The following is a 21,622-nucleotide window of genomic DNA, read 5'->3' as shown; positions in this document are numbered from 1 at the left end:
ATATAGACAGACTGCTAGAAATGGCAGTCTGTCAAACAGTGACTACACTGGTTTAAAGGGGTGAATGACAGGGGTCATTTGCCTGGCAGGTCTAACTCCGACAGGAGCCATTTCGTGAAAGACTTATTAAAGTTTCTGAAAGCGCAAACCAAGACCGAAGAGTTTGATGCGATCAAAATTGCTCTGGCATCACCTGATATGATCCGTTCATGGTCATTTGGTGAAGTTAAAAAGCCAGAAACAATTAACTACCGTACGTTCAAACCAGAACGTGACGGTCTTTTCTGTGCCCGTATTTTCGGACCAGTAAAAGATTACGAATGTTTGTGTGGTAAATACAAACGTTTAAAACACCGTGGTGTTATCTGTGAGAAGTGTGGCGTTGAAGTTACACAAACTAAAGTTCGTCGTGAACGTATGGGTCACATCGAATTAGCTTCTCCAGTTGCTCACATTTGGTTCTTGAAATCACTGCCGTCCCGTATCGGTCTGCTGCTGGATATGCCACTGCGCGATATTGAACGTGTACTGTATTTTGAATCTTACGTTGTTGTTGAAGGCGGGATGACCAGCCTTGAACGTGGCCAAATCTTAACAGAAGAGCAATATCTTGATGCATTAGAAGAATTCGGTGACGAATTTGATGCGAAGATGGGTGCAGAAGCTGTTCAGAACCTGTTACAGAGCATGGATCTGGAACAAGAGTGTGAAACGCTACGTGAAGAGTTAAACGAAACTAACTCTGAAACTAAACGTAAGAAACTGACTAAACGTATCAAGTTACTTGAAGCGTTCATGCAATCAGGCAATAAACCTGAGTGGATGATCTTAACTGTACTGCCTGTGTTACCACCAGACTTACGTCCACTGGTTCCACTTGATGGCGGTCGTTTTGCGACATCTGACCTGAACGATTTATATCGTCGTGTGATCAACCGTAACAACCGTTTAAAACGCCTGCTTGATTTAGCAGCTCCAGACATCATCGTGCGTAATGAAAAACGTATGTTACAAGAGTCTGTGGATGCGTTATTAGATAACGGTCGTCGTGGTCGTGCGATCACAGGTTCTAACAAACGTCCTCTGAAATCTTTGGCTGATATGATCAAAGGTAAACAAGGTCGTTTCCGTCAAAACCTGTTAGGTAAACGTGTTGACTATTCTGGTCGTTCTGTAATCACCGTTGGTCCATACCTGCGTCTGCATCAGTGTGGTCTACCGAAAAAAATGGCTCTTGAGTTATTCAAACCATTTATTTACGGAAAACTGGAAACCCGTGGTTTAGCGACAACAATCAAAGCCGCTAAAAAAATGGTTGAGCGCGAAGAAGCGGTTGTTTGGGATATCTTAGATGAAGTTATCCGTGAACACCCAGTGATGCTAAACCGTGCACCAACACTTCACCGTTTAGGTATTCAGGCATTTGAACCAATCCTTATCGAAGGTAAAGCTATTCAGTTACACCCACTCGTTTGTGCGGCATATAACGCCGACTTCGATGGTGACCAAATGGCGGTTCACGTACCATTGACATTAGAAGCACAGCTAGAAGCTCGTGCGCTGATGATGTCAACAAATAACATCCTGTCTCCAGCAAGTGGTGACCCAATCATCGTTCCTTCACAGGACGTTGTATTAGGTCTTTACTACATGACTCGTGACTGCATCAATGCCAAAGGTGAAGGCATGGTGCTAAGTGGTCCTAAAGAAGCTGAACGCGTTTATCGCGCTGGTTTAGCCTCTTTACACGCACGCGTTAAAGTACGTATCACTGAAGAGATCAAAGATGGCGAAGGTAACATCACTACTGAAACTAGCTTAAAAGACACAACTGTTGGTCGAGCTATTTTATGGATGATCGTACCAAAAGGCCTACCTTACGCGCTGGTTAACCAACCATTAGGTAAGAAAGCAATTTCTAAAATGCTTAATACCTGTTATCGCGTAATGGGCTTGAAGCCAACTGTTATTTTTGCTGACCAAATCATGTATACCGGTTTTGCTTACGCTGCACGTTCAGGTGCTTCAGTAGGTATCGATGACATGGTTATCCCTGCGAAAAAAGCAGAGATCATTGCAGAAGCAGAAGCAGAAGTTGCAGAAATTCAGGAACAGTTCCAATCCGGTCTGGTAACAGCTGGCGAACGTTACAACAAAGTCATCGATATTTGGGCTGCGGCGAATGAGCGCGTAGCAAAAGCGATGATGGAAAACCTGTCTACTGAAACCGTTATTAACCGTAATGGTGAAGAAGAACAACAAGTATCTTTCAACAGCATCTTTATGATGGCTGACTCCGGTGCTCGTGGTTCTGCAGCTCAGATCCGTCAGTTAGCAGGTATGCGTGGTCTGATGGCTAAGCCAGATGGCTCAATCATCGAGACACCAATCACAGCGAACTTCCGTGAAGGTCTGAACGTACTCCAGTACTTCATCTCAACCCACGGTGCTCGTAAAGGTCTTGCGGATACCGCACTGAAAACAGCAAACTCCGGTTACTTGACTCGTCGTTTAGTTGACGTTGCACAAGACTTAGTTGTCACAGAAGACGACTGTGGTACAACCGAAGGTGTTATGATGACTCCGGTTATCGAAGGTGGAGATGTTAAAGAGCCACTGCGTGAACGTGTATTAGGTCGTGTAGCTGCAGAAGATATTCTGAAACCAGGTACTGCCGATATTCTTGTTCCACGTAACACCCTGTTAAACGAAAAACTGTGTGACCTGTTAGAAGAAAACTCAGTTGACAGCGTGAAAGTACGTTCAGTTGTAACCTGTAACACAGACTTCGGTGTATGTGCTAAATGTTATGGTCGTGACCTTGCTCGTGGTCATATCATCAACAAAGGTGAAGCTATCGGTGTTATCGCGGCACAGTCAATCGGTGAACCAGGTACACAGTTAACGATGCGTACGTTCCACATCGGTGGTGCGGCATCTCGTGCGGCGGCAGAATCTAGCATTCAAGTACGTAATAAAGGTACTCTGAAGCTGTTCAATGCGAAGTTCATTACCAATACTGCAGGTAAATTAGTTATCACTTCTCGTAACACAGAATTACGTTTAATTGACGAATTCGGTCGTACGAAAGAAAGCTACAAAGTGCCTTACGGTGCTCAATTAGCGAAAGGTGATGGCGAAGCGGTTAACGGTGGCGAAACTGTTGCTAACTGGGATCCACATACAATGCCAGTTGTGAGTGAAGTATCTGGTATCATTCGTTTTGCTGACATGGTTGATGGTCAAACTATCACACGTCAAACAGATGAATTAACAGGTCTTTCTTCACTGGTTGTTCTGGATTCAGCAGAGCGTACAGGTAGCGGTAAAGATTTACGTCCAGCATTGCGCATCACTGATGCACAAGGCAAAGATGTATTGATCCCGAATACTGATATGCCAGCACAGTACTTCCTGCCAGGTAAAGCAATTGTTCAGTTAGACGATGGCATTACAATTAACGCAGGTGACACTTTAGCGCGTATTCCTCAAGAATCTGGCGGTACTAAAGATATCACCGGTGGTCTGCCACGCGTTGCTGACCTGTTTGAAGCTCGTCGTCCGAAAGAGCCTGCAATCCTTGCTGAAATCAGCGGTATTGTATCGTTCGGTAAAGAGACTAAAGGTAAACGTCGTCTAGTTATTTCTCCATTAGACGGTAGCGATGCATACGAAGAGATGATCCCTAAATGGCGTCAGCTTAACGTATTCGAAGGTGAGGTTGTGGAACGCGGTGATGTTATCTCCGATGGTCCAGAGTCACCACACGACATTCTGCGCTTACGTGGTGTTCACGCGGTTACTCGCTATATCACTAACGAAGTACAGGAAGTTTACCGTTTACAAGGCGTTAAGATTAACGATAAACACATCGAAGTTATCGTTCGTCAGATGCTACGTAAAGTCACCATTGCGAACGCAGGAAGCTCTGAGTTCCTCGAAGGTGAACAGGTTGAATACGCTCGCGTTAAAGTATCAAACCGTGTTCTGGAAGATGATGGTAAAGTACCAGCAACGTATGCTCGTGACCTGTTAGGTATCACGAAAGCATCTCTGGCAACAGAATCCTTCATCTCTGCTGCATCGTTCCAAGAAACAACTCGTGTTCTGACGGAAGCTGCGGTAGCGGGTAAACGTGATGAATTACGTGGCTTGAAAGAAAACGTTATTGTTGGTCGCTTGATCCCAGCTGGTACTGGATATGCGTATCACCAAGATCGTATGAAGCGTCGTCAATCACAACTGCCGACAGATGAAACTGAAACAACAATCAGTGCTGATGAAGCATCTGCTAACTTAGCAGAATTACTGAATGCTGGTTTTGGTGGATTAAAAGACTAAAATCTAATTTAGATTAGATTGAAATGCCCTCCATTGTGAGGGCATTTTTTGTTTCTGTTCTACAATAAGTAGGCGAAATGATGAGAATAATAACTAACGGATTGATTATCCTATTTTTTATTTTTACTGGTCTTGCTTTTGCAACCCCTTTAGAAAGGGAAATACCAACAGAAACACAATGGGATTTAGAAACTCCGACCACAACATTGATGCAGGTTCGTCAGCAAAAAACCTTATATGCTTTTATTGGTAATAAATTAAGACCTGTTGCTGAGCTATATCCTAATCAGGGATTTTATGTTTCAGATGCGATAAATAATTACCATAAAATACAATTTGGAAATGCCCAAGGTTATTTGGAAGCTGGTTATTTAGAAGATGGTTATTTTGAAGATATTGCTTCTATTTCGGCTGATAAGAAAATACGTTTCTTATCAGATAGCACGAAGAAAACCGATTACCCTATCTATGAATATCTGATCACAACAAAAAATACCCCCATCTATAGTGATAAAGATATTGCTAGCCCACAAATAGCGACACTCTTATCCAATTTACGTTATCCCGTGCTATCACGCACAATAAAAGAAGATACTAATGGAAGTAAAATCAATTGGTTTGAGATCTCTTTAGGTGACCGTTTAGGTTATATTTCATCAAAGGATGTAAAACCTGATTTAGGGATACCGATACTTACTTATCACCATATTCTCAAAGTAACGGAAAATCATAATTTTCGTCATACATCAACAACAACATCATTAACTGCCTTTACAGAGCAGATGAATTATTTAAAAGAAGCCGGATATGAAACGCTTTCACTAAATCAAGTTGCAGGCTATCTAAATAAAAGTATTAATTTGCCGGGACGAGCTGTCGCGTTAACATTTGATGATGGTTTACAATCTGTTTATCGCTATGCCTATCCACTTTTAAAAGAAAATGGCCAGAGAGCAACATTATTTGTTATTTCATCACGTATAAAATCTAAAACGCCCAAATGGGCACCTAATTCATTACAGTTTATGAGTTGGCAGGCACTGAAATCAAGTCGAGATGTTTTTGATATTCAGTCACATTCTCATTTTTTACATCGTTTAGATAATAATAAAAAACCCATTATATTTAGTCGCCAATCTCATACTATCGTATTAGATTTACAGCGCTCCCAGCGTATTTTACGATTATTAAACCCACATCAATACGCTTTTGCATATCCTTTTGGTGGTTATAACCAAAGAGCAATTAATGCAACTAAAGCATCAGGAATGACATTGGCAGTGACGACACGACAAGGAAAAGTACGTTTAGGTGATCCCCCTTATGCTTTAAAGCGGCTATATGCGTTGAGTACAGATCCTATTGAGAAATTTGCGAGGATGGTGGGTAATGATGAATATGAAGTGGTGAATGAGAATATTGTTGTTGATAAATAATTAAAAAGAAAATTTATAATATTAAAAAATACCTTTGATATTTATTGAAGGTATTTTTTATTTCTCTATTACGCATTCAGTTAAGATCAATAAATAACTTATATTTTTCAGATAATTATGATTATTTTTTAGTGATAAAAATTCATTTTTTTCTGTAAGCTGGCAATCCAAATTTAGCATGGAACTAGTTATGAAAAAAACGATATCCATATCTTCTTATGATTCTGCATTTAAACGTTTTATGATGAATGTGAGTAATGCGAAAGACTTTTTCTTTGTCCATTTACCTGAGGACTTAAAAAGTCATTGTGATTTTTCAACGTTGCAATTACAAAATTCTGCTTTCATCGATATTAACTTACGTTCTCGTATGTCTGATATTTTATATTTAGTGAAAACCAAAGAGGGTGATATCTCTATTTATTTACTGATAGAGCATCAGTCTAAGCCAGATAAAATGATAGCTTGGCGTATGATGAATTATGCATTTTACACTATGAATCAACATTTACAGCAAGGTTATAAATCTTTACCTCTCGTTGTTCCCATTCTGTTTTATCATGGAGAGAAAAAACCTTATCCTTTTCCTGTTAATTGGATGTCATGCTTTCCGCTTAATTCACTTGCTAATAAACTTTATTCTAATAGTTTCTCTTTAATTGATTTGACTTCAATTGATGATGATATTTTACTGACACATAAAAAAGCGGCGGTAATGGAGATTGCGATGAAGCATGTTAATAGTTGTCATGATATTAATGATATTGCAATACTTTTATCAAAAGCAATAAATCAGAAAAACTGCAGAGATGAAGACACGATTGCTGTTGTAGAATATTTATTCTCAATTATGGACGCATCAGACTTTGAGTTCATTTTAAATAAGATAGTTGAACAAGTAGATAACCACAAAGAGGTGATTATGAATATAGCTTGGAGATTAGAAAATAAAGGATTTAATTTAGGTGTAAGCGAAGGGTTTGAAATAGGCAAAAATGAGGGGATCGAACTGGGCAAAAATGTAGGTATTGAATTAGGTAAGAATGTAGGTATTGAATTAGGTAAGAATGTAGGTATTGAATTAGGTAAGAATGTAGGTATTGAGATTGGAAAAGCTAAAGGCATTGAGTTAGGAAAAACAGAAGGCATTGAAATCGGTAAGAAAATAGTACAAATGGAATTAGCTCAAAACTTATTAAAAGAGAATTTTGATCTTTTATTTATCGAAAAAATATCCGGTTTAAGTATTCAAGAAATTGAAAAATTAACAGTATAATAATTAAACTATCTGTTTTATATAATGTTAAATTAAAAGTATTCTAATATATTGTTTATACTATTTTATTTTTCTTTAATTGTTTTAAATTTATTACATGTTACTTTTATTAAATCATTTAATAAAAACCGCCTTTATTATTTGTAATTAAATAAACTAAAGGCGGTTTTATATTATTTAAACTTTAATTAACGACCCAAGTAATTATCCCAGTCTTTCCATACGGGTTGTAATCCTCGCTCTTTTAATGCGTTAATCACATCATTAACATGGCGATTATCATTTGGAGAGAATTGTTCTAATTCTTCATGACTATCAGAATACCCGCCAGGTTGAGTTTTAGAACCTGCACTAATGTTATTTATCGCTAATGGTACTGTATTATCACGAAAATACGGAGATTCACGGGTTGATAGTGAAAGCTCAACATCAGGTGCCAAAATACGAAAAGCACAGATCAATTGAACTAACTCTGCTTCACTCATTACTGATGCGGGGCTTAGTCCACCAGCACAAGGGCGTAAACGGGGAAAAGAGATTGAATAACGACTTTTCCAATAGCGTTTTTGTAAAAATAAGAGATGTTCTGCCACCATATAACAATCGCTACGCCACTGGCTTGAAAGACCAATTAATGCACCTAAACCGATTTTATCAATTCCAGCTTGCCCTAATCTATCTGGCGTTTGTAATCGCCAATGGAAGTCCTGTTTTTTACCTTTTAGATGATGAAGCTGATAAGTTGGTTCATGATAGGTTTCTTGATAAACCATGACACCATCAATACCGAGTGTTTTTAACTCGGCATATTCTTCTGTTGCAAGGGGTTGAACTTCCATCATTAATGAACTGAAATTCTCTCGAATAAGGGGGATATATTGGCGAAAATAATCCATACCCACTTTTCTTTGATGCTCACCGGTTACTAATAGCAGGCTATCAAACCCTAATTGGCGGATGCTATTACATTCGGCAATGATCTCACTTTCATTTAATGTTTTACGTTTAATGGCATTGCTCATTGAGAAACCACAATAAGTACAGTCATTTGCACATAAATTAGAAAGGTAAAGTGGAACATACAACCCCACAACGTTGCCGAAACGTTGTCGCGTAAGTTGTTGAGCACGTTGAGCCATAGGCTCTAAGTAATGCCGACCCGCAGGCGAAATTAGCGCCATAAAATCATCAAGTGTAAGAATGTGGCGATTTAATGCGGCTTCAACATCCGCATTGGTTTTACTATTGAGTTTTAATGTAATGTCATCCCAGTCAAGTTGTTGCCAATAATCCGAAAATGTTTCCATTAGAATGCCCCCAAGTATTGGGTTAATGGACTGGAGGCTTGTGCTTGCATATTGACGACAGAAGCAGGTGTCGCAAGACCAGATTGTCGAGCAAGTTCACCAGCATCGAGCGCTGCTTTAAATGCTTGTGCCATTAAGATAGGATTTTTAGCAACAGCAATCGCGGTATTCACTAATACGGCATCTGCACCTAATTCTAAAGCTTCAAGAGCATGGCTTGGTGCGCCAATGCCCGCGTCAACAACAACAGGAATAGAGGCTTGTTCGATGATAATTCGTAGGAAATCACGAGTCTGTAATCCTTGATTAGAGCCAATAGGAGAGCCTAAAGGCATCACAGCGGCACAGCCAATTTCTTCTAAACGACGACATAAAACAGGATCAGCACTGCAGTAGGGCAAAACAACAAAACCTTCTTTTACAAGAATGTCAGCAGCTTTAAGAGTTTCAATAGGATCAGGTAATAAATATTTAGTATCAGGATGAATTTCTAATTTAATCCAATGGGTACCAAAGGCTTCTTTCGCTAAGCGAGCGGCAAAAACAGCTTCTTGTGCTGTTTTTGCCCCGGATGTATTGGGTAATAATTTTACACCTAATGACTTGAGTGGCGCGATTAAGTCATCATTTCCCTTTTTTAAATCGACTCGTTTCATTGCCATTGTTACAAGTTGACTGCCGGAAGCCTTAATGGCTTCTGTCATTAGCGTTGGTGTTGCAAATTTTCCTGTGCCTGTAAAAAGTCTGGATGTGAATGTGGTATCAGCAATTTTTAACATATCAGCCCCCCGCAATTGCTTGAAAGAGAAGAATAGTATCGCCATCGTTAATAAAATGTATTTCCCAATTTTCACGGGGAACAATGGTTTCATTGATGGCAAGTGCCACACCTATAGGTGGCTGTTTTAACTGAATAAGGAGCTGACTAATAGTGACAGGCATATCCAGAGAATATTGTTCGTCATTTACGGTAATGTTCATGCTAACCCTCGACAAACAGGACATGTTGTTGATGGTGTTAAACGTAAAGTACTCCAATTTTGTTTTCTACCATCGAAAAGGCGTAGCTTTCCACTTAGAGAACTAGGTAAATCAGAGAGTAGCTTAATGGCTTCAAGTGCTTGAAGTGTACCAATAACACCTACGACAGGGCCTAGAATTCCGGCTGTTTTACAATTTCGCTGTGGTTCAGTTTCATCAGGATAAAGGCAGTGATAACAACCATGAATGAAAGGAGGTTCAAACACCATAAGCTGGCCACTAAATCCTACGGCACTACCACTAATAAGTGGAATTTGTTGTGCAACACAAGCACGATTAATAGCTTGGCGTGTGAGCATGTTATCAGTGCAATCTAAAACTAAATCGACCTCTTTAACTAATTTAAGTAATGAATCATCATCAATACGTTGTTTATAAGAAGTGACTTTTATATCTGGATTTAAAGCAAGCAAAGCTTGCTTTGCAATATCCGATTTCGCTTCAGGAATATCCTGAGTGCGATAAAGAATTTGACGCTGGAGATTAGAAATATGTAATTCATCATCATCAACTAAAATAAGCTCACCAATACCAGCCCCAGCGAGATACATTGATGCTGGAGAGCCTAATCCACCAAGCCCGACAATTAGTACCTTTGCTTGTTGAAGTTTATTTTGGCCCTCTATACCAATATCTTCTAACATCACTTGTCGGCTATAACGCATAAAATCATTATCATTTAGCATGACGATTTTCCTTCAACTAATTCTAATAATTTACGCGTTACTTTTTGCCAATCAGATGCTTTTGTTATTGCACTGACTAAAGCAACACTCCCGACGCCTGTTGCAATCACATCAGATACTCTCTCTAGCGAGATCCCACCAATAGCAACAGTGGGAAAATCAGGTGTCTGTTCTACTTGATGTTTGAGTGCCTTCAAACCTTGTGGTTTAGATGGCATATCTTTCGTTGTAGTTGGAAATATATGCCCTAATGCGATGTAAGATGGGCGTAACGCCTTTGCTCTTTGTAATTCCATTTGGTCGTGAGTGGAAACACCCAGTCGTAATCCTGCTTGTTTAATTGCATCAAGATCAGCAATATCGAGATCTTCTTGACCAAGATGAACACCATAAGCCTGATGTTTAATGGCGAGTTGCCAATAATCATTGATAAACAGTCTTGCGTGGTACTGTTTTCCTAGCCTTATTGCTTCGATGATCTCTTGTTCAACATCTTCTGGTTGTTTATCTTTTATACGTAATTGAAGTGTGGTAACGCCTATTTTCAATAGGCGTTCTATCCATTCAATAGAATCAACGACGGGGTAAAGTCCAAGTTTTTTTTCTGTTGATGCAAAAGGTGTATTAGAGGATCTGTTCATTTTCAGTCACCTCAACACGAGTGATTTCGGCACTGTGGTATAGCTCATTCCCATGCTCTTTAAAGGCTTGAGACATTTGTTCCATACCTGCCGCATAATCACGTACTTCTTGTGTTATCTTCATTGAACAGAATTTAGGACCACACATTGAGCAAAAGTGAGCCACTTTACCTGATGCTTGAGGAAGGGTTTCATCGTGATATTGGCGTGCTGTTTCAGGATCAAGCGCTAAATTAAATTGATCTTCCCATCTAAATTCAAAACGCGCTTTCGACATAGCGTTATCACGGATTTGAGCGCCGGGATGTCCTTTGGCTAAATCGGCAGCATGAGCCGCAATTTTATAAGTAATTAAGCCTTGTTTTACATCGTCTTTATTTGGTAAGCCGAGGTGTTCTTTCGGAGTGACATAACAGAGCATTGCACAACCAAACCAGCCAATCATTGCCGCACCGATCCCTGAGGTAAAATGATCGTAACCCGGTGCAATATCTGTTGTAAGAGGGCCTAATGTATAAAAGGGCGCTTCATGACAATGCTCTAACTCTTCTGTCATATTACGGCGTATCATCTGCATTGGAACGTGACCTGGGCCTTCAATCATGACTTGCACGTCATATTCCCATGCAATCTTTGTTAGTTCACCTAATGTATGTAACTCAGCAAATTGTGCTTCATCGTTTGCATCTTGGATCGAGCCTGGTCTTAGCCCATCGCCCAGTGAAAGGGAAACATCGTAAGCGGTACAAATTTCACAGATTTCACGGAAATGTTCGTAGAGGAAATTTTCTTTGTGATGTGATAAACACCATTTCGCCATTATCGAACCACCACGAGAGACAATACCCGTTAGGCGTTTTGCGGTCATGGGAACATAACGTAACAATACACCAGCATGAATAGTAAAGTAATCAACACCTTGCTCTGCTTGCTCAAGTAAAGTATCGCGGAACATTTCCCAAGTGAGATCTTCAGCAATACCGTTCACTTTCTCAAGTGCTTGATAGATTGGAACTGTGCCGATAGGAACAGGGCTATTACGAATGATCCACTCACGTGTTTCATGAATGTAACGGCCTGTTGAGAGATCCATTACGGTATCTGCTCCCCAACGTGTAGACCAAATTAGCTTTTCAACTTCTTCTTCAATCGAAGACGTTACAGAAGAATTTCCGATATTGGCATTCACTTTCACTAAGAAATTACGACCAATAATCATTGGTTCTGATTCTGGGTGATTAATATTGGCAGGAATAATGGCTCGACCCGCTGCAACTTCTTGGCGTACAAACTCAGGAGTAATATTGTCAGGGAGATGAGCTCCAAAGCTAAAACCAGCGTGTTGTTGGCGTAATACTTCGCTTCGAATACGTTCACGCCCCATGTTTTCACGAATAGCAATAAACTCCATTTCAGGTGTGATAATACCTTTTCGAGCATAATGCAATTGCGTCACGCTTTTACCCTGTAGGGCTTTTTTAGGATTAGGCTTTAACGGGAAACGTAGATGCGCTAATCCTGCGTCAGAAAGACGTTGTTGTGTGAAATCAGAGCTTAAGAGTGAAAGTGCTTCAGTATCATTACGCTCATCAATCCATGATTGGCGAATTTTTTTTAAGCCAAGATTAACGTCGAGTTGAGAAGCTGGATCGCCATAAGGGCCAGAAGTGTCATATACCGGAACAGGTTCATTATCTTCAAAAACGGGGTTCTCTTTTGATCCACCTACCAATGTTTTATCAAGCTGGATCTCACGCATTGGGACTTGAATATCGGTACGAGAGCCTTCAAGGTAAATACGTTTTGAATTGGGAAAACTGACCCCTTGAATAGTACTAATAAATTCCTGAGCAGCATCTCGCTGCGCTTTTCTTGGGCGCTGTTTATTGACGGTTGGCGTAATATCTTTAACAGATAAAGTTTGATTTTGGGACATAGCATTTCCTAATAAATATCATGCAGGCTGTAGCCTGTCGGGTGAATATTGAGAAAAATGCTTGTCTGGAGGTCGCAGGGAGTATCGACAGATAGGCGTATAAAAAATATACGGATGAAGCTATCAAAAGGTCGAATCACTCTTGTTCCCTTCGCGGGTATTAACCCGATCAGGTTCCGCGGATCCCGAATTAACGGTCTCAGCCTGTGTTTATAATAGCCTTATAAACACTAGGCACTCCGACAAGAAGAAGTCCAGTATATGAAAGATTTTGAAAACTACAAGTCCAGCATGGGTTATTTATTTAAATTCCAATGTTGCTGTTTCCAGTTTTTTATGTGTGAAATTTGAGCTAATTGTTCATCTGGATTGATGACTGTGACGTTATCAGCTTGATAACACAATGGGAGGTCATTAGCAGAGTCAGTATAGAAATAAATATAAATATTATTAATGTTGTTTGCTTCTTTCCATTGATTTAGACGCTGCACTTTTCCTTCTCGAAATGTAGGTTTACCTTCAATATATCCAGTGTAATAATTATCTTTAATTTGCATATCAATGCCCATTGAAATATCCGCATTGAGTTGTTTAGCAATAGCGTGAACGAGAAAAGACATTGTTGCTGAAATAATCATAACAGGAATATTTTGCTGTCGATATTGTGTAATTATTGACATTCCTTCAGGGTAAAATAATGGCTGAACTTTTGTTTCAATAAAGTCATTAACCCAATGATTTATTTTGTTTATATCATGATGTTTAAAGTAAGATAAATGTCGATAAAGATATTGATTCATATCCAATTTTTCAGCGTAATAGTCTGCAATCATCTGTTCGTCTAGTTTTAGAAAATGAGGATCAGTGACTATTTTTTTATCCCATAAATAACGTGTCCATAAACGACTAGAATCACCCGCTAAAAGCGTTTCATCTAAATCAAAAATCGCAATTTTATTTTGGGTTTTATCGGTCATGTTAGTATTCCTTTATTATAAATAAAATTTATAAAATTCCTTTTTGAATGTTAATAAATTATAGAGAATAATCATAATACATTGAGAGGGTCTTACTAAAGAGAGTATCCTTAATTCTATATCATTATTTTGGATAGAATTATCATTATGCATTTATATACGTTAACGGGATCAGAGAAAGGCTGGTGGACAGTCAGTCTCGGTGGGCGAGTGTGGTTACCGAAAGGTGAACTCCCTTTTGGTTTTGCAAAGGATTGGGAGTTAGTTGGTCAACACGCCAAAATTGTTGGTGAATGGCAGGGTGAAACTGTTTGGCTTATTCATGGAAAAATGGATAACGATATGTGTTCGCCAAGGCTTATCGCCTCACAAGATGAGAATTTATTTAAACTAGTGGGTCGTGGTGTTCAGTTAGCAGAGTTTTATCGTTCTCATCGTTTTTGTGGCTATTGTGGTTCTAAAATGCGCCATAGTGAGAGTGAATGGGCTTGTTTATGCGATAACTGTCATGAACGTTATTACCCGCAAATTGCCCCTTGTATTATTGTGGGTATTCGTCATGAAGATAAAATTTTACTCGCACATCATGTTAGGCATAAGCATTCCCCTCTTTATACTGTGCTCGCTGGTTTTGTTGAGGTTGGTGAAACCTTAGAAGAAGCCGTCGCTCGCGAAGTATTTGAAGAAAGTAATATTCGTATTCGTAATATTCGCTACGTATCCTCTCAGCCTTGGCCGTTCCCTCATTCTTTAATGATGGGGTTTTTGGCTGATTACGATGGAGGAGAGTTGCGCCATGATCCTTCTGAATTAACCAGTGCGGCTTGGTATCGTTATGATCAGCTACCACAGATCCCACCTCCAGATACTATTGCGCGACGCTTAATAGAAGATACGATAGCGAATATTAGACAAGATAAAGAAAAGAACTAAATAAAGGCGTTGTCTGCCAACAGTTATTTTTCCAGCATGTTACAATACATGCTATTTTGCGGCCCTATTACTGTTAATGGAGTTAGTCATGAGTGAGTTGAAAAACGACCGCTATTTACGTGCGCTGTTGCGCCAACCTGTTGATGTCACCCCAGTTTGGATGATGCGTCAGGCAGGCAGATATCTTCCTGAGTATAAGGAAACACGGGCACAGGCGGGGGATTTCATCTCATTGTGCAAAAATACAGAATTGGCATGTGAAGTGACATTACAGCCTTTAAGACGCTTTCCTTTAGATGCCGCTATTTTATTTTCTGATATTTTAACTATTCCTGATGCAATGGGGCTAGGCCTTTACTTTGAAACTGGTGAAGGACCTCGTTTTAAGTCCCCAATAAATAGCCTTGCCGATATTCAAAAACTGCCAATTCCTGATCCTGAAGACGAACTTGGCTATGTAATGAATGCAGTACGTGCAATTCGTCATGCATTGCAAGGCAGTGTGCCATTAATCGGTTTTTCGGGAAGTCCTTGGACACTGGCAACCTACATGGTGGAAGGTGGAAGTAGTAAGGCCTTCACAAAAATAAAAAAAATGATGTACGCAGAGCCACAAGCACTACATCTATTACTGGATAAACTCGCAGATAGCGTTATCCTTTATTTGAATGCTCAAATTAAAGCGGGTGCACAATCCATCATGATCTTTGATACATGGGGTGGTGTACTAACAGGACGTGATTACCAACTTTTCTCATTACACTACATGCATAAGATTGTTGATGGTCTTATTCGCGAATACGATGGAAGAAAAGTTCCTGTAACCTTATTTACTAAAGGTGGCGGTCGTTGGCTAGAAGCAATGGCAGCAACAGGTTGTGATGCATTAGGGCTAGATTGGACGATTGATATCGAAGATGCACGTCGTCGAGTAGGGGATAAAGTAGCCTTACAAGGTAATATGGACCCTTCTATGCTGTATGCGCCACCAGCTAGAATAGAGCAAGAAGTCGAAACTATTCTTGCTGGGTTTGGTAAAGGCAACGGTCATGTCTTTAATCTTGGGCACGGTATTCATCAAGATGTTCCACCAGAGCATGCTGGTGCATTTATTGATGCGGTTCACCGTTTATCGAAGCCTTATCATCAGGATAATGATTAATACCTCACAATTGCGTCAGGAGCAGACAGAAAAAGCTCAACAAGTTATTTTGACAGACCAATTTACAATGCCTACTTATATTGCTGGTGCTGATGTTGGTTTTGAAGATGGTGGCGCAGTTACTCGCGCTGCCATCGTGATAATGCATTACCCCTCTTTTGAAATTCTTGAATACCAAATCGCGCGAATACCTACAACTCTTCCTTATATCCCTGGTTTACTTTCATTTCGAGAGTGCCCAGCATTACTGTCTGCTTGGCAATTAATTAAACAGAAACCTTCTCTTATTTTTGTCGATGGGCAAGGTATCGCTCATCCTAGAAGGCTGGGTGTTGCTAGCCATTTTGGTTTATTAGTAGACACGCCTACTATTGGCGTAGCAAAAAGTCGTTTATGTGGTACTGATCGGGCGATCAATGAAGATATGGGAAGTCATGAGCCATTGATGGATAAGAATGAGCAAATAGGGTGGATTTATCGCAGTAAGAAAAAATGTAAACCCCTGTATATATCTCCGGGTCATAAAGTGAGTATGGAAGGTGCTTTGCAGTGGGTTGAGTTGTGTATGAAAGGGTATCGATTGCCAGAACCAACGCGTTGGGCTGATGGTATTGCTTCAAATAGGCGATTATTTGAGCAGTTGAATAAGAATAAGCTCTAAATGACCGGGAAATATGTGGATATTTTTAATTTTCAGGTAAACTGCGCCTAAGTTAAGAAAATGAGTAATCACGAATGTTGAAGAACCCAATCCATTTACGTTTAGAAAAGCTAGAGGCTTGGCAACACCTGACGTTTATGGCGTGCCTGTGTGAGCGAATGTATCCAAATTATCAGGTATTTTGTCGTGAAACAGGATTTGCTGATCCAACGCTTTATCGCCGTATTCTCGATCTGGTTTGGGAAACTTTAACGGTGAAAGATGCAAAAGTGAATTTTGATTCTCAATTAGAGAAGTTAGAAGAAGCTATTCCTGACGCATCTCAATTTGATATTTACGGCGTCTATCCGGCGATTGATGCCTGTGTCGCCTTGAGTGAAGTTGTTCACTCTCGTTTAAGCGGTGAATCGCTAAGTCATGCTATTGAAGTCAGCAAATTATCAGTAGGGACGGTTGCTTCACTTGAAATGACACAAGCAGAAAGAGAAATGAGCGAAGAAGAGCTAAGATCACTGCCTGTTGTTATTGAAGAATTCGATATCCAATGGGAAATTTACCGTCTACTTGTAGAGTGTGAAGAAAGAGATATCGAGCTGATTAAAGGCCTACGTGCAGACCTTCGTGAAGCAGGAATGAGCAATATCGGTATAGAATTAACGCACTAAATCAGAAAAACGTGATTTGGTGCTTGAAAAGCGACGTTTAAAGACTTCACATCACCCCCGTGTATGTTCTACATTGGGTACGAAAAGAAGTGGCTCAGGTGTTTTACTTAATTCATCTTCTTAAAAAGATAAGTTAAGTTTTTTCACCAGATGTTTTTCAAACGATAAAACATACTTTAAGGACTATTTTATGAACAAAGCTGAATTAACCGAATCAGTTGCTGAAAAAGCGGATCTGACAAAAACTCAGGCAAAAGCTGCTATTGAAGCGTTTATCGACTCAGTAACAGGAGCTCTGAAAGAAGGCGATTCTGTACAGTTAGTTGGTTTCGGTACATTCAAGGTAAATCACCGTGCTGAGCGTACTGGTCGTAACCCTCAAACTGGTAAAGAAATTAAAATTGCAGCAGCTAATGTTCCTGCATTTACTGCCGGTAAAGCACTGAAAGACGCAGTAAAATAATTCCTTTGAACGGAATGAACAATAGAGGGGGATTTACTCCCCTTTTGTTGAAACGACAGGGGCTGTTAGCAATAGGATCTGCTTTTTTGCTCAGCGCCTGCTCCTCGACAGTACAACTCCCAGAATTTTCTGCAACAGGGTACATTGCAGATGAAGGTGTTGTGCGACTATGGCGTTTAAATAATAAAACGTCAGAGCCTCAAGTGATCATGAGCGTTTATAGCTTTTATAAAAAGCCAGAAACTATCATCACATTCTATGAGTATCGCCAGAATAAGCTTTGGCAAGTCCGTTCTGAAGTGGTTAATCAAAATGATCCCTCATCTTGGCACCTTCGTTTAAATAAACGTGGTGAAGTCATTTTCATGCAACAGGAAAGTCAGAAGCAAAAACGAGCATTAACAGAAGATGAGCGTTTAAGAATGGTGTTTGCTGCAAGTAAAGAACGTGAAATCAGTGAAGCGCTGACTATTGGAAAAGTGAATTTAGTACAGGGTGTCTGGTATCAAAATACAATGACAACATGTGCTGGCGAGAAAGTGAGTGTTTCATTTGAAGGGCCAGAACAACGCTGGTTAAAAACGAGAACACGTAATCCAAGTAAACCTTCTTATGTTGCTTGGCTTGATTCACCAGAAGGTAAACAGTTGCTTATGGTAGCCGACCATGATTTCTGCAAATGGGAGCCAACAAAAGAGAGCTTGTGATCACTCCCTTCTGCTGTATTTAGTCACTTACTTCTTTAAACGCGCAATTGCACGATAACCAATATCATGACGATAAAAAGCGCCATTCCAATGAATACCTTCAGCTAAAGCATAAGCATTTTTTTGCGCTTGCTCAATATCATCACCTAATGCCGTCGCACATAGAACTCTTCCGCCAGCAGTGATAACTTCACCTTCATTATTCAGAGTTGTTCCTGCTTGAAATACTTTTTCAGTTTTGGACGATGTTGCTGTTAAGCCTTCGATAATATCCCCTTGGCGATAATCAGCAGGATAGCCTCCAGCCGCAATGACAATACCTAAAGCAGGACGAGGGTCCCAAACAGAATCTTTACCTTTTAAATTGCCTTTTGCTCCAGCTAAACAAAGCTCAACTAAGTCAGATTGCATACGCATCATAATAGGTTGAGTTTCTGGATCGCCAAAACGACAGTTAAATTCGATAACTTTTGCAACGCCTTGTTTATCAATCATCAGCCCAGCATAAAGAAACCCCTGATAACGATGACCTTCAGAGGCCATGCCTTTTACTGTTGGGTAAATGATTTTTTCCATTACTTGCTGGTGGATTGCATTAGTGACAACGGGGGCAGGCGAGTAAGCGCCCATCCCACCAGTATTAGGGCCAGTATCACCATCACCAACACGTTTATGATCTTGACTTGTTGCCATTGGAATAACGTGTTCACCATCAACCATGACGATAAAACTGGCTTCTTCGCCATCAAGAAATTCTTCAATAACAATGCGATGCCCAGCATCTCCAAAGGCATTACCTGCTAGCATATCTTTTATAGCATTTTCAGCCTCAGATTGCGTCATTGCAACAATAACGCCTTTCCCTGCTGCCAAACCATCGGCTTTGATAACAATTGGTGCGCCTACTTTATTTAAATACTCTAGTGCAGGGGCTATTTCAGTGAAATTTTGATAATCCGCTGTTGGAATATTGTGGCGTGCTAAAAAATCTTTAGTGAAGGCTTTTGAGCCTTCTAACTGAGCGGCACCTTTTGTCGGGCCAAAAATAGTCAGCCCTGCATCTTTAAACGCATCAACAACACCAATAACAAGCGGTGCTTCCGGGCCAACAATGGTTAAATCAATTTTATTTTCTCGTGCGAATGTCAGTAATGACGGAATATCCGTTGCGTTAATTGCAACATTTTGTACACCTTTCTCTAATGCAGTTCCCGCATTACCTGGCGCAACAAAAACGTGTGTTGCAAGCGGGGATTGAACCACTTTCCATGCTAAAGCGTGCTCACGACCGCCATTACCAATAATCAAAATCTTCATATCAATATCCTATTAATGACGGAAGTGACGCATATTGGTGAAAATCATTGCGATGTTGTGTTCATTGGCTGCGGCAATCACTTCATCATCACGAATTGAGCCACCAGGTTGAATAACACAAGTTACACCGGCAAGTGCTGCCGCATCAATGCCATCTCTGAATGGGAAGAATGCATCTGAAGCCATCGCGCAACCTGCAACTTCTAAACCTTCATCAGCAGCTTTTATGCCTGCAATTTTTGCAGAATATACTCGGCTCATTTGTCCTGCACCAATACCGACTGTCATATCGTTTTTAGCGTAAACAATGGCATTTGATTTTACAAATTTAGCCACTTTCCAGCAGAAGAGTGCATCTTTAAGTTCGCGTTCACTTGGTTGGCGTTGAGTAACTACTCTTAAGTTTTCTTCTTTAACCATGCCTAAATCACGATCTTGAACTAAAAGCCCACCGTTGACTCGTTTGAAGTCAAAAGCAGGTTTTGGCTCTTGCCATTGACCACAGGCTAATACACGTACATTTGGTTTGGTGGCTAAAATAGGTAAAGCATCTTCATTAATAGAAGGAGCAATGATAACTTCGACAAATTGTCGCTCAATAATTGCACTTGCTGTTTTTACATCTAATGGGCGATTGAATGCGATAATACCGCCAAAAGCAGAAGTAGGATCTGTTTTAAATGCGTTGTCATATGCTTGTGTGAGCGTGTTCGCAATAGATACACCGCAAGGGTTTGCATGCTTCACAATAACACATGCAGGCTCGGAGAATGATTTCACACATTCTAATGCAGCATCAGTATCTGCGATATTATTATAAGAAAGCGCTTTGCCTTGTAATTGGTTTGCAGTGGCAATAGATGCTTCTTCTATATTCTCTTCTATATAGAAAGCAGCTTGCTGGTGCGCATTTTCACCATAACGCATATCTTGTTTCTTTATATAGTTCAGATTCAAGGTGCGAGGGAAAGTGCCTGATGGTTGTGAAGTATCACCATAATAAGGTGCAACTTTCTGACCGAAGTAGTTAGCAATCATTCCGTCATAAGCGGCTGTGTGTTCAAAGGCTTTAATCGCTAAATCAAAACGAGTATCTAACGTAAGACTGTTTTCGTGATTATCCATTTCTTCAATCACTCTTTCATAGTCATTACTATTTACTACTATTGTTACATCCTTATGATTTTTTGCTGCAGAGCGAACCATTGTTGGGCCACCGATATCAATATTTTCAACGGCATCTGCTAATGAGCAATCAGGGCGAGCTACTGTTTTAGCAAAAGGATAAAGATTCACTACGACCATATCGATAGGACGGATCTCATGTTCTTCCATTATTGCATCGTCTTGGCCACGACGACCTAAAATGCCACCATGTACTTTAGGGTGTAGCGTTTTTACCCTGCCATCCATCATTTCTGGGAAACCGGTATAATCGGAAACTTCGATAACAGGTAAGCCAGCTTCTGCTAATAGACGTGCAGTTCCGCCTGTAGATAATAGTTCTACGTTTCTTTCAACAAGCGCTTTAGCAAATTCTAAAATACCTGCTTTATCAGACACACTTAAAAGCGCACGGCGGATAGGACGAAGATGTTGCATGAGTTTTATCCCTTGGGTTTGGTATAACGGTAGTAATGATGAAGTTAAATCACATTAATACAGTGAAATTGTGTTTGCTTAACTAACATTTCAGAAGATGGACACAAAATCAATCTTACTTAATAGGCCCTCATAATAACGCAAACGATTGCGTTTGACATGCTAATTTTATGTAAAAAGGACATCTGTGGATAAAATTGTTGATAAGTGCGTATAACTAGGGGTTTTGCTGTGGAATTAAGCAAACGATTTTTTTTCTTAAAAAAACTATTGCCAGCCTCAGAAAACTCCCTATAATGCGTCCTCGTTGTCACGGCAAACCACGCTAAGTGAGTTAGCCAAGAGAACAAAGAAAAAAGTGAAAAGCCTTGAAAATAAACGCTTGACACTGAATGAGGAAGATGTAGAATGCACCTCCTCGCAACAACGCAGAAGACCGGAAACGGCAGCGAATGTTGCACTGCTCTTTAA

At 40.1% G+C, this 21,622-nt stretch carries 18 protein-coding genes and 1 riboswitch; of the genes, 9 read left to right on the top strand and 9 right to left on the bottom strand.

From position 1 onward, the window contains the following. The first annotated feature begins 114 nt into the window (after positions 1-114). The 3 genes from rpoC (at position 115) to DK866_RS18915 (ending at position 7,053) form a co-directional block, all read left to right on the top strand. Positions 115-4,341: a DNA-directed RNA polymerase subunit beta' gene (gene rpoC / locus DK866_RS18925; protein WP_109410156.1), complete on the top strand. Its 4,227-nt coding sequence runs from the start codon at positions 115-117 to the stop codon at positions 4,339-4,341. A gap of 80 nt (positions 4,342-4,421) precedes the next feature. Then, the gene (locus tag DK866_RS18920) at positions 4,422-5,777 is read left to right on the top strand and encodes a polysaccharide deacetylase family protein (protein ID WP_109410155.1); all 1,356 of its coding nucleotides are present in this window, start codon (positions 4,422-4,424) and stop codon (positions 5,775-5,777) included. Positions 5,778-5,967: 190 nt separating this feature from the next. Beyond that, positions 5,968-7,053, top strand: a complete 1,086-nt coding sequence (locus DK866_RS18915) for an Rpn family recombination-promoting nuclease/putative transposase (protein ID WP_109410154.1) — start codon at positions 5,968-5,970, stop codon at positions 7,051-7,053. Positions 7,054-7,241: 188 nt separating this feature from the next. Here DK866_RS18915 and thiH read toward each other — a convergent pair whose 3' ends face one another. The 7 genes from thiH to DK866_RS18880 all read right to left on the bottom strand — a co-directional run bounded on the left by thiH (position 7,242) and on the right by DK866_RS18880 (position 13,641). After that, on the bottom strand, positions 7,242-8,360 hold the full coding sequence (gene thiH / locus DK866_RS18910; RefSeq protein ID WP_109410153.1) for a 2-iminoacetate synthase ThiH: 1,119 nt from the start codon (positions 8,358-8,360) through the stop codon (positions 7,242-7,244). Continuing rightward, positions 8,360-9,139: a thiazole synthase gene (locus tag DK866_RS18905; RefSeq protein WP_109410152.1), complete on the bottom strand. Its 780-nt coding sequence runs from the start codon at positions 9,137-9,139 to the stop codon at positions 8,360-8,362. Before DK866_RS18905 ends, thiH begins: the two co-directional genes overlap by 1 nt. A gap of 1 nt (position 9,140) precedes the next feature. Beyond that, positions 9,141-9,341: a sulfur carrier protein ThiS gene (gene thiS / locus DK866_RS18900; RefSeq protein WP_109410151.1), complete on the bottom strand. Its 201-nt coding sequence runs from the start codon at positions 9,339-9,341 to the stop codon at positions 9,141-9,143. Continuing rightward, positions 9,338-10,087: a HesA/MoeB/ThiF family protein gene (locus tag DK866_RS18895; RefSeq protein ID WP_109410150.1), complete on the bottom strand. Its 750-nt coding sequence runs from the start codon at positions 10,085-10,087 to the stop codon at positions 9,338-9,340. The genes thiS and DK866_RS18895 overlap by 4 nt, the downstream gene beginning before the upstream one ends. Beyond that, on the bottom strand, positions 10,081-10,728 hold the full coding sequence (thiE, locus tag DK866_RS18890) for a thiamine phosphate synthase (protein ID WP_109410149.1): 648 nt from the start codon (positions 10,726-10,728) through the stop codon (positions 10,081-10,083). Before thiE ends, DK866_RS18895 begins: the two co-directional genes overlap by 7 nt. Then, entirely contained in the window at positions 10,712-12,664 is a 1,953-nt protein-coding gene (gene thiC, locus DK866_RS18885) for a phosphomethylpyrimidine synthase ThiC (RefSeq protein ID WP_109410148.1), read from the bottom strand. Before thiC ends, thiE begins: the two co-directional genes overlap by 17 nt. 129 nt (positions 12,665-12,793) lie before the next feature. After that, positions 12,794-12,916, bottom strand: a riboswitch (TPP riboswitch). Positions 12,917-12,960: 44 nt separating this feature from the next. Further along, the gene (locus DK866_RS18880) at positions 12,961-13,641 is read right to left on the bottom strand and encodes an HAD family hydrolase (RefSeq protein ID WP_109410147.1); all 681 of its coding nucleotides are present in this window, start codon (positions 13,639-13,641) and stop codon (positions 12,961-12,963) included. 147 nt (positions 13,642-13,788) lie between these two features. Here DK866_RS18880 and nudC point away from each other — a divergent pair, with 147 nt between their 5' ends. The 6 genes from nudC (at position 13,789) to DK866_RS18850 (ending at position 18,232) form a co-directional block, all read left to right on the top strand. After that, positions 13,789-14,574: an NAD(+) diphosphatase gene (gene nudC, locus DK866_RS18875; protein WP_109410146.1), complete on the top strand. Its 786-nt coding sequence runs from the start codon at positions 13,789-13,791 to the stop codon at positions 14,572-14,574. 88 nt (positions 14,575-14,662) lie between these two features. Next, complete coding sequence (gene hemE / locus DK866_RS18870) at positions 14,663-15,736, top strand: uroporphyrinogen decarboxylase (protein ID WP_109410145.1); 1,074 nt, start codon at positions 14,663-14,665, stop codon at positions 15,734-15,736. After that, positions 15,729-16,397, top strand: a complete 669-nt coding sequence (gene nfi / locus DK866_RS18865; protein WP_109410144.1) for a deoxyribonuclease V — start codon at positions 15,729-15,731, stop codon at positions 16,395-16,397. The genes hemE and nfi overlap by 8 nt, the downstream gene beginning before the upstream one ends. A 74-nt stretch (positions 16,398-16,471) precedes the next feature. Continuing rightward, on the top strand, positions 16,472-17,062 hold the full coding sequence (locus DK866_RS18860; protein WP_072071056.1) for a YjaG family protein: 591 nt from the start codon (positions 16,472-16,474) through the stop codon (positions 17,060-17,062). Positions 17,063-17,252: 190 nt separating this feature from the next. Further along, the gene (locus DK866_RS18855; RefSeq protein WP_004246922.1) at positions 17,253-17,525 is read left to right on the top strand and encodes an HU family DNA-binding protein; all 273 of its coding nucleotides are present in this window, start codon (positions 17,253-17,255) and stop codon (positions 17,523-17,525) included. Positions 17,526-17,569: 44 nt separating this feature from the next. Continuing rightward, entirely contained in the window at positions 17,570-18,232 is a 663-nt protein-coding gene (locus tag DK866_RS18850) for a DUF1481 domain-containing protein (protein ID WP_227336124.1), read from the top strand. Between the two features lie 27 nt (positions 18,233-18,259). On the opposite strand, the gene purD is transcribed toward DK866_RS18850, so the two are convergent. Next, the gene (gene purD / locus DK866_RS18845) at positions 18,260-19,549 is read right to left on the bottom strand and encodes a phosphoribosylamine--glycine ligase (RefSeq protein ID WP_109410142.1); all 1,290 of its coding nucleotides are present in this window, start codon (positions 19,547-19,549) and stop codon (positions 18,260-18,262) included. 12 nt (positions 19,550-19,561) lie between these two features. Beyond that, complete coding sequence (purH, locus tag DK866_RS18840) at positions 19,562-21,151, bottom strand: bifunctional phosphoribosylaminoimidazolecarboxamide formyltransferase/IMP cyclohydrolase (protein ID WP_109410141.1); 1,590 nt, start codon at positions 21,149-21,151, stop codon at positions 19,562-19,564. Between the last annotated feature and the right edge of the window lie 471 nt (positions 21,152-21,622).

Origin of the sequence: Proteus genomosp. 4 str. ATCC 51469 (genome assembly GCF_003144375.1) — a bacterium.
Classification (GTDB): domain Bacteria; phylum Pseudomonadota; class Gammaproteobacteria; order Enterobacterales; family Enterobacteriaceae; genus Proteus.
Note: the sequence above shows the minus strand (reverse complement) of the source record. Positions and strands in the feature narration are given on the sequence as shown.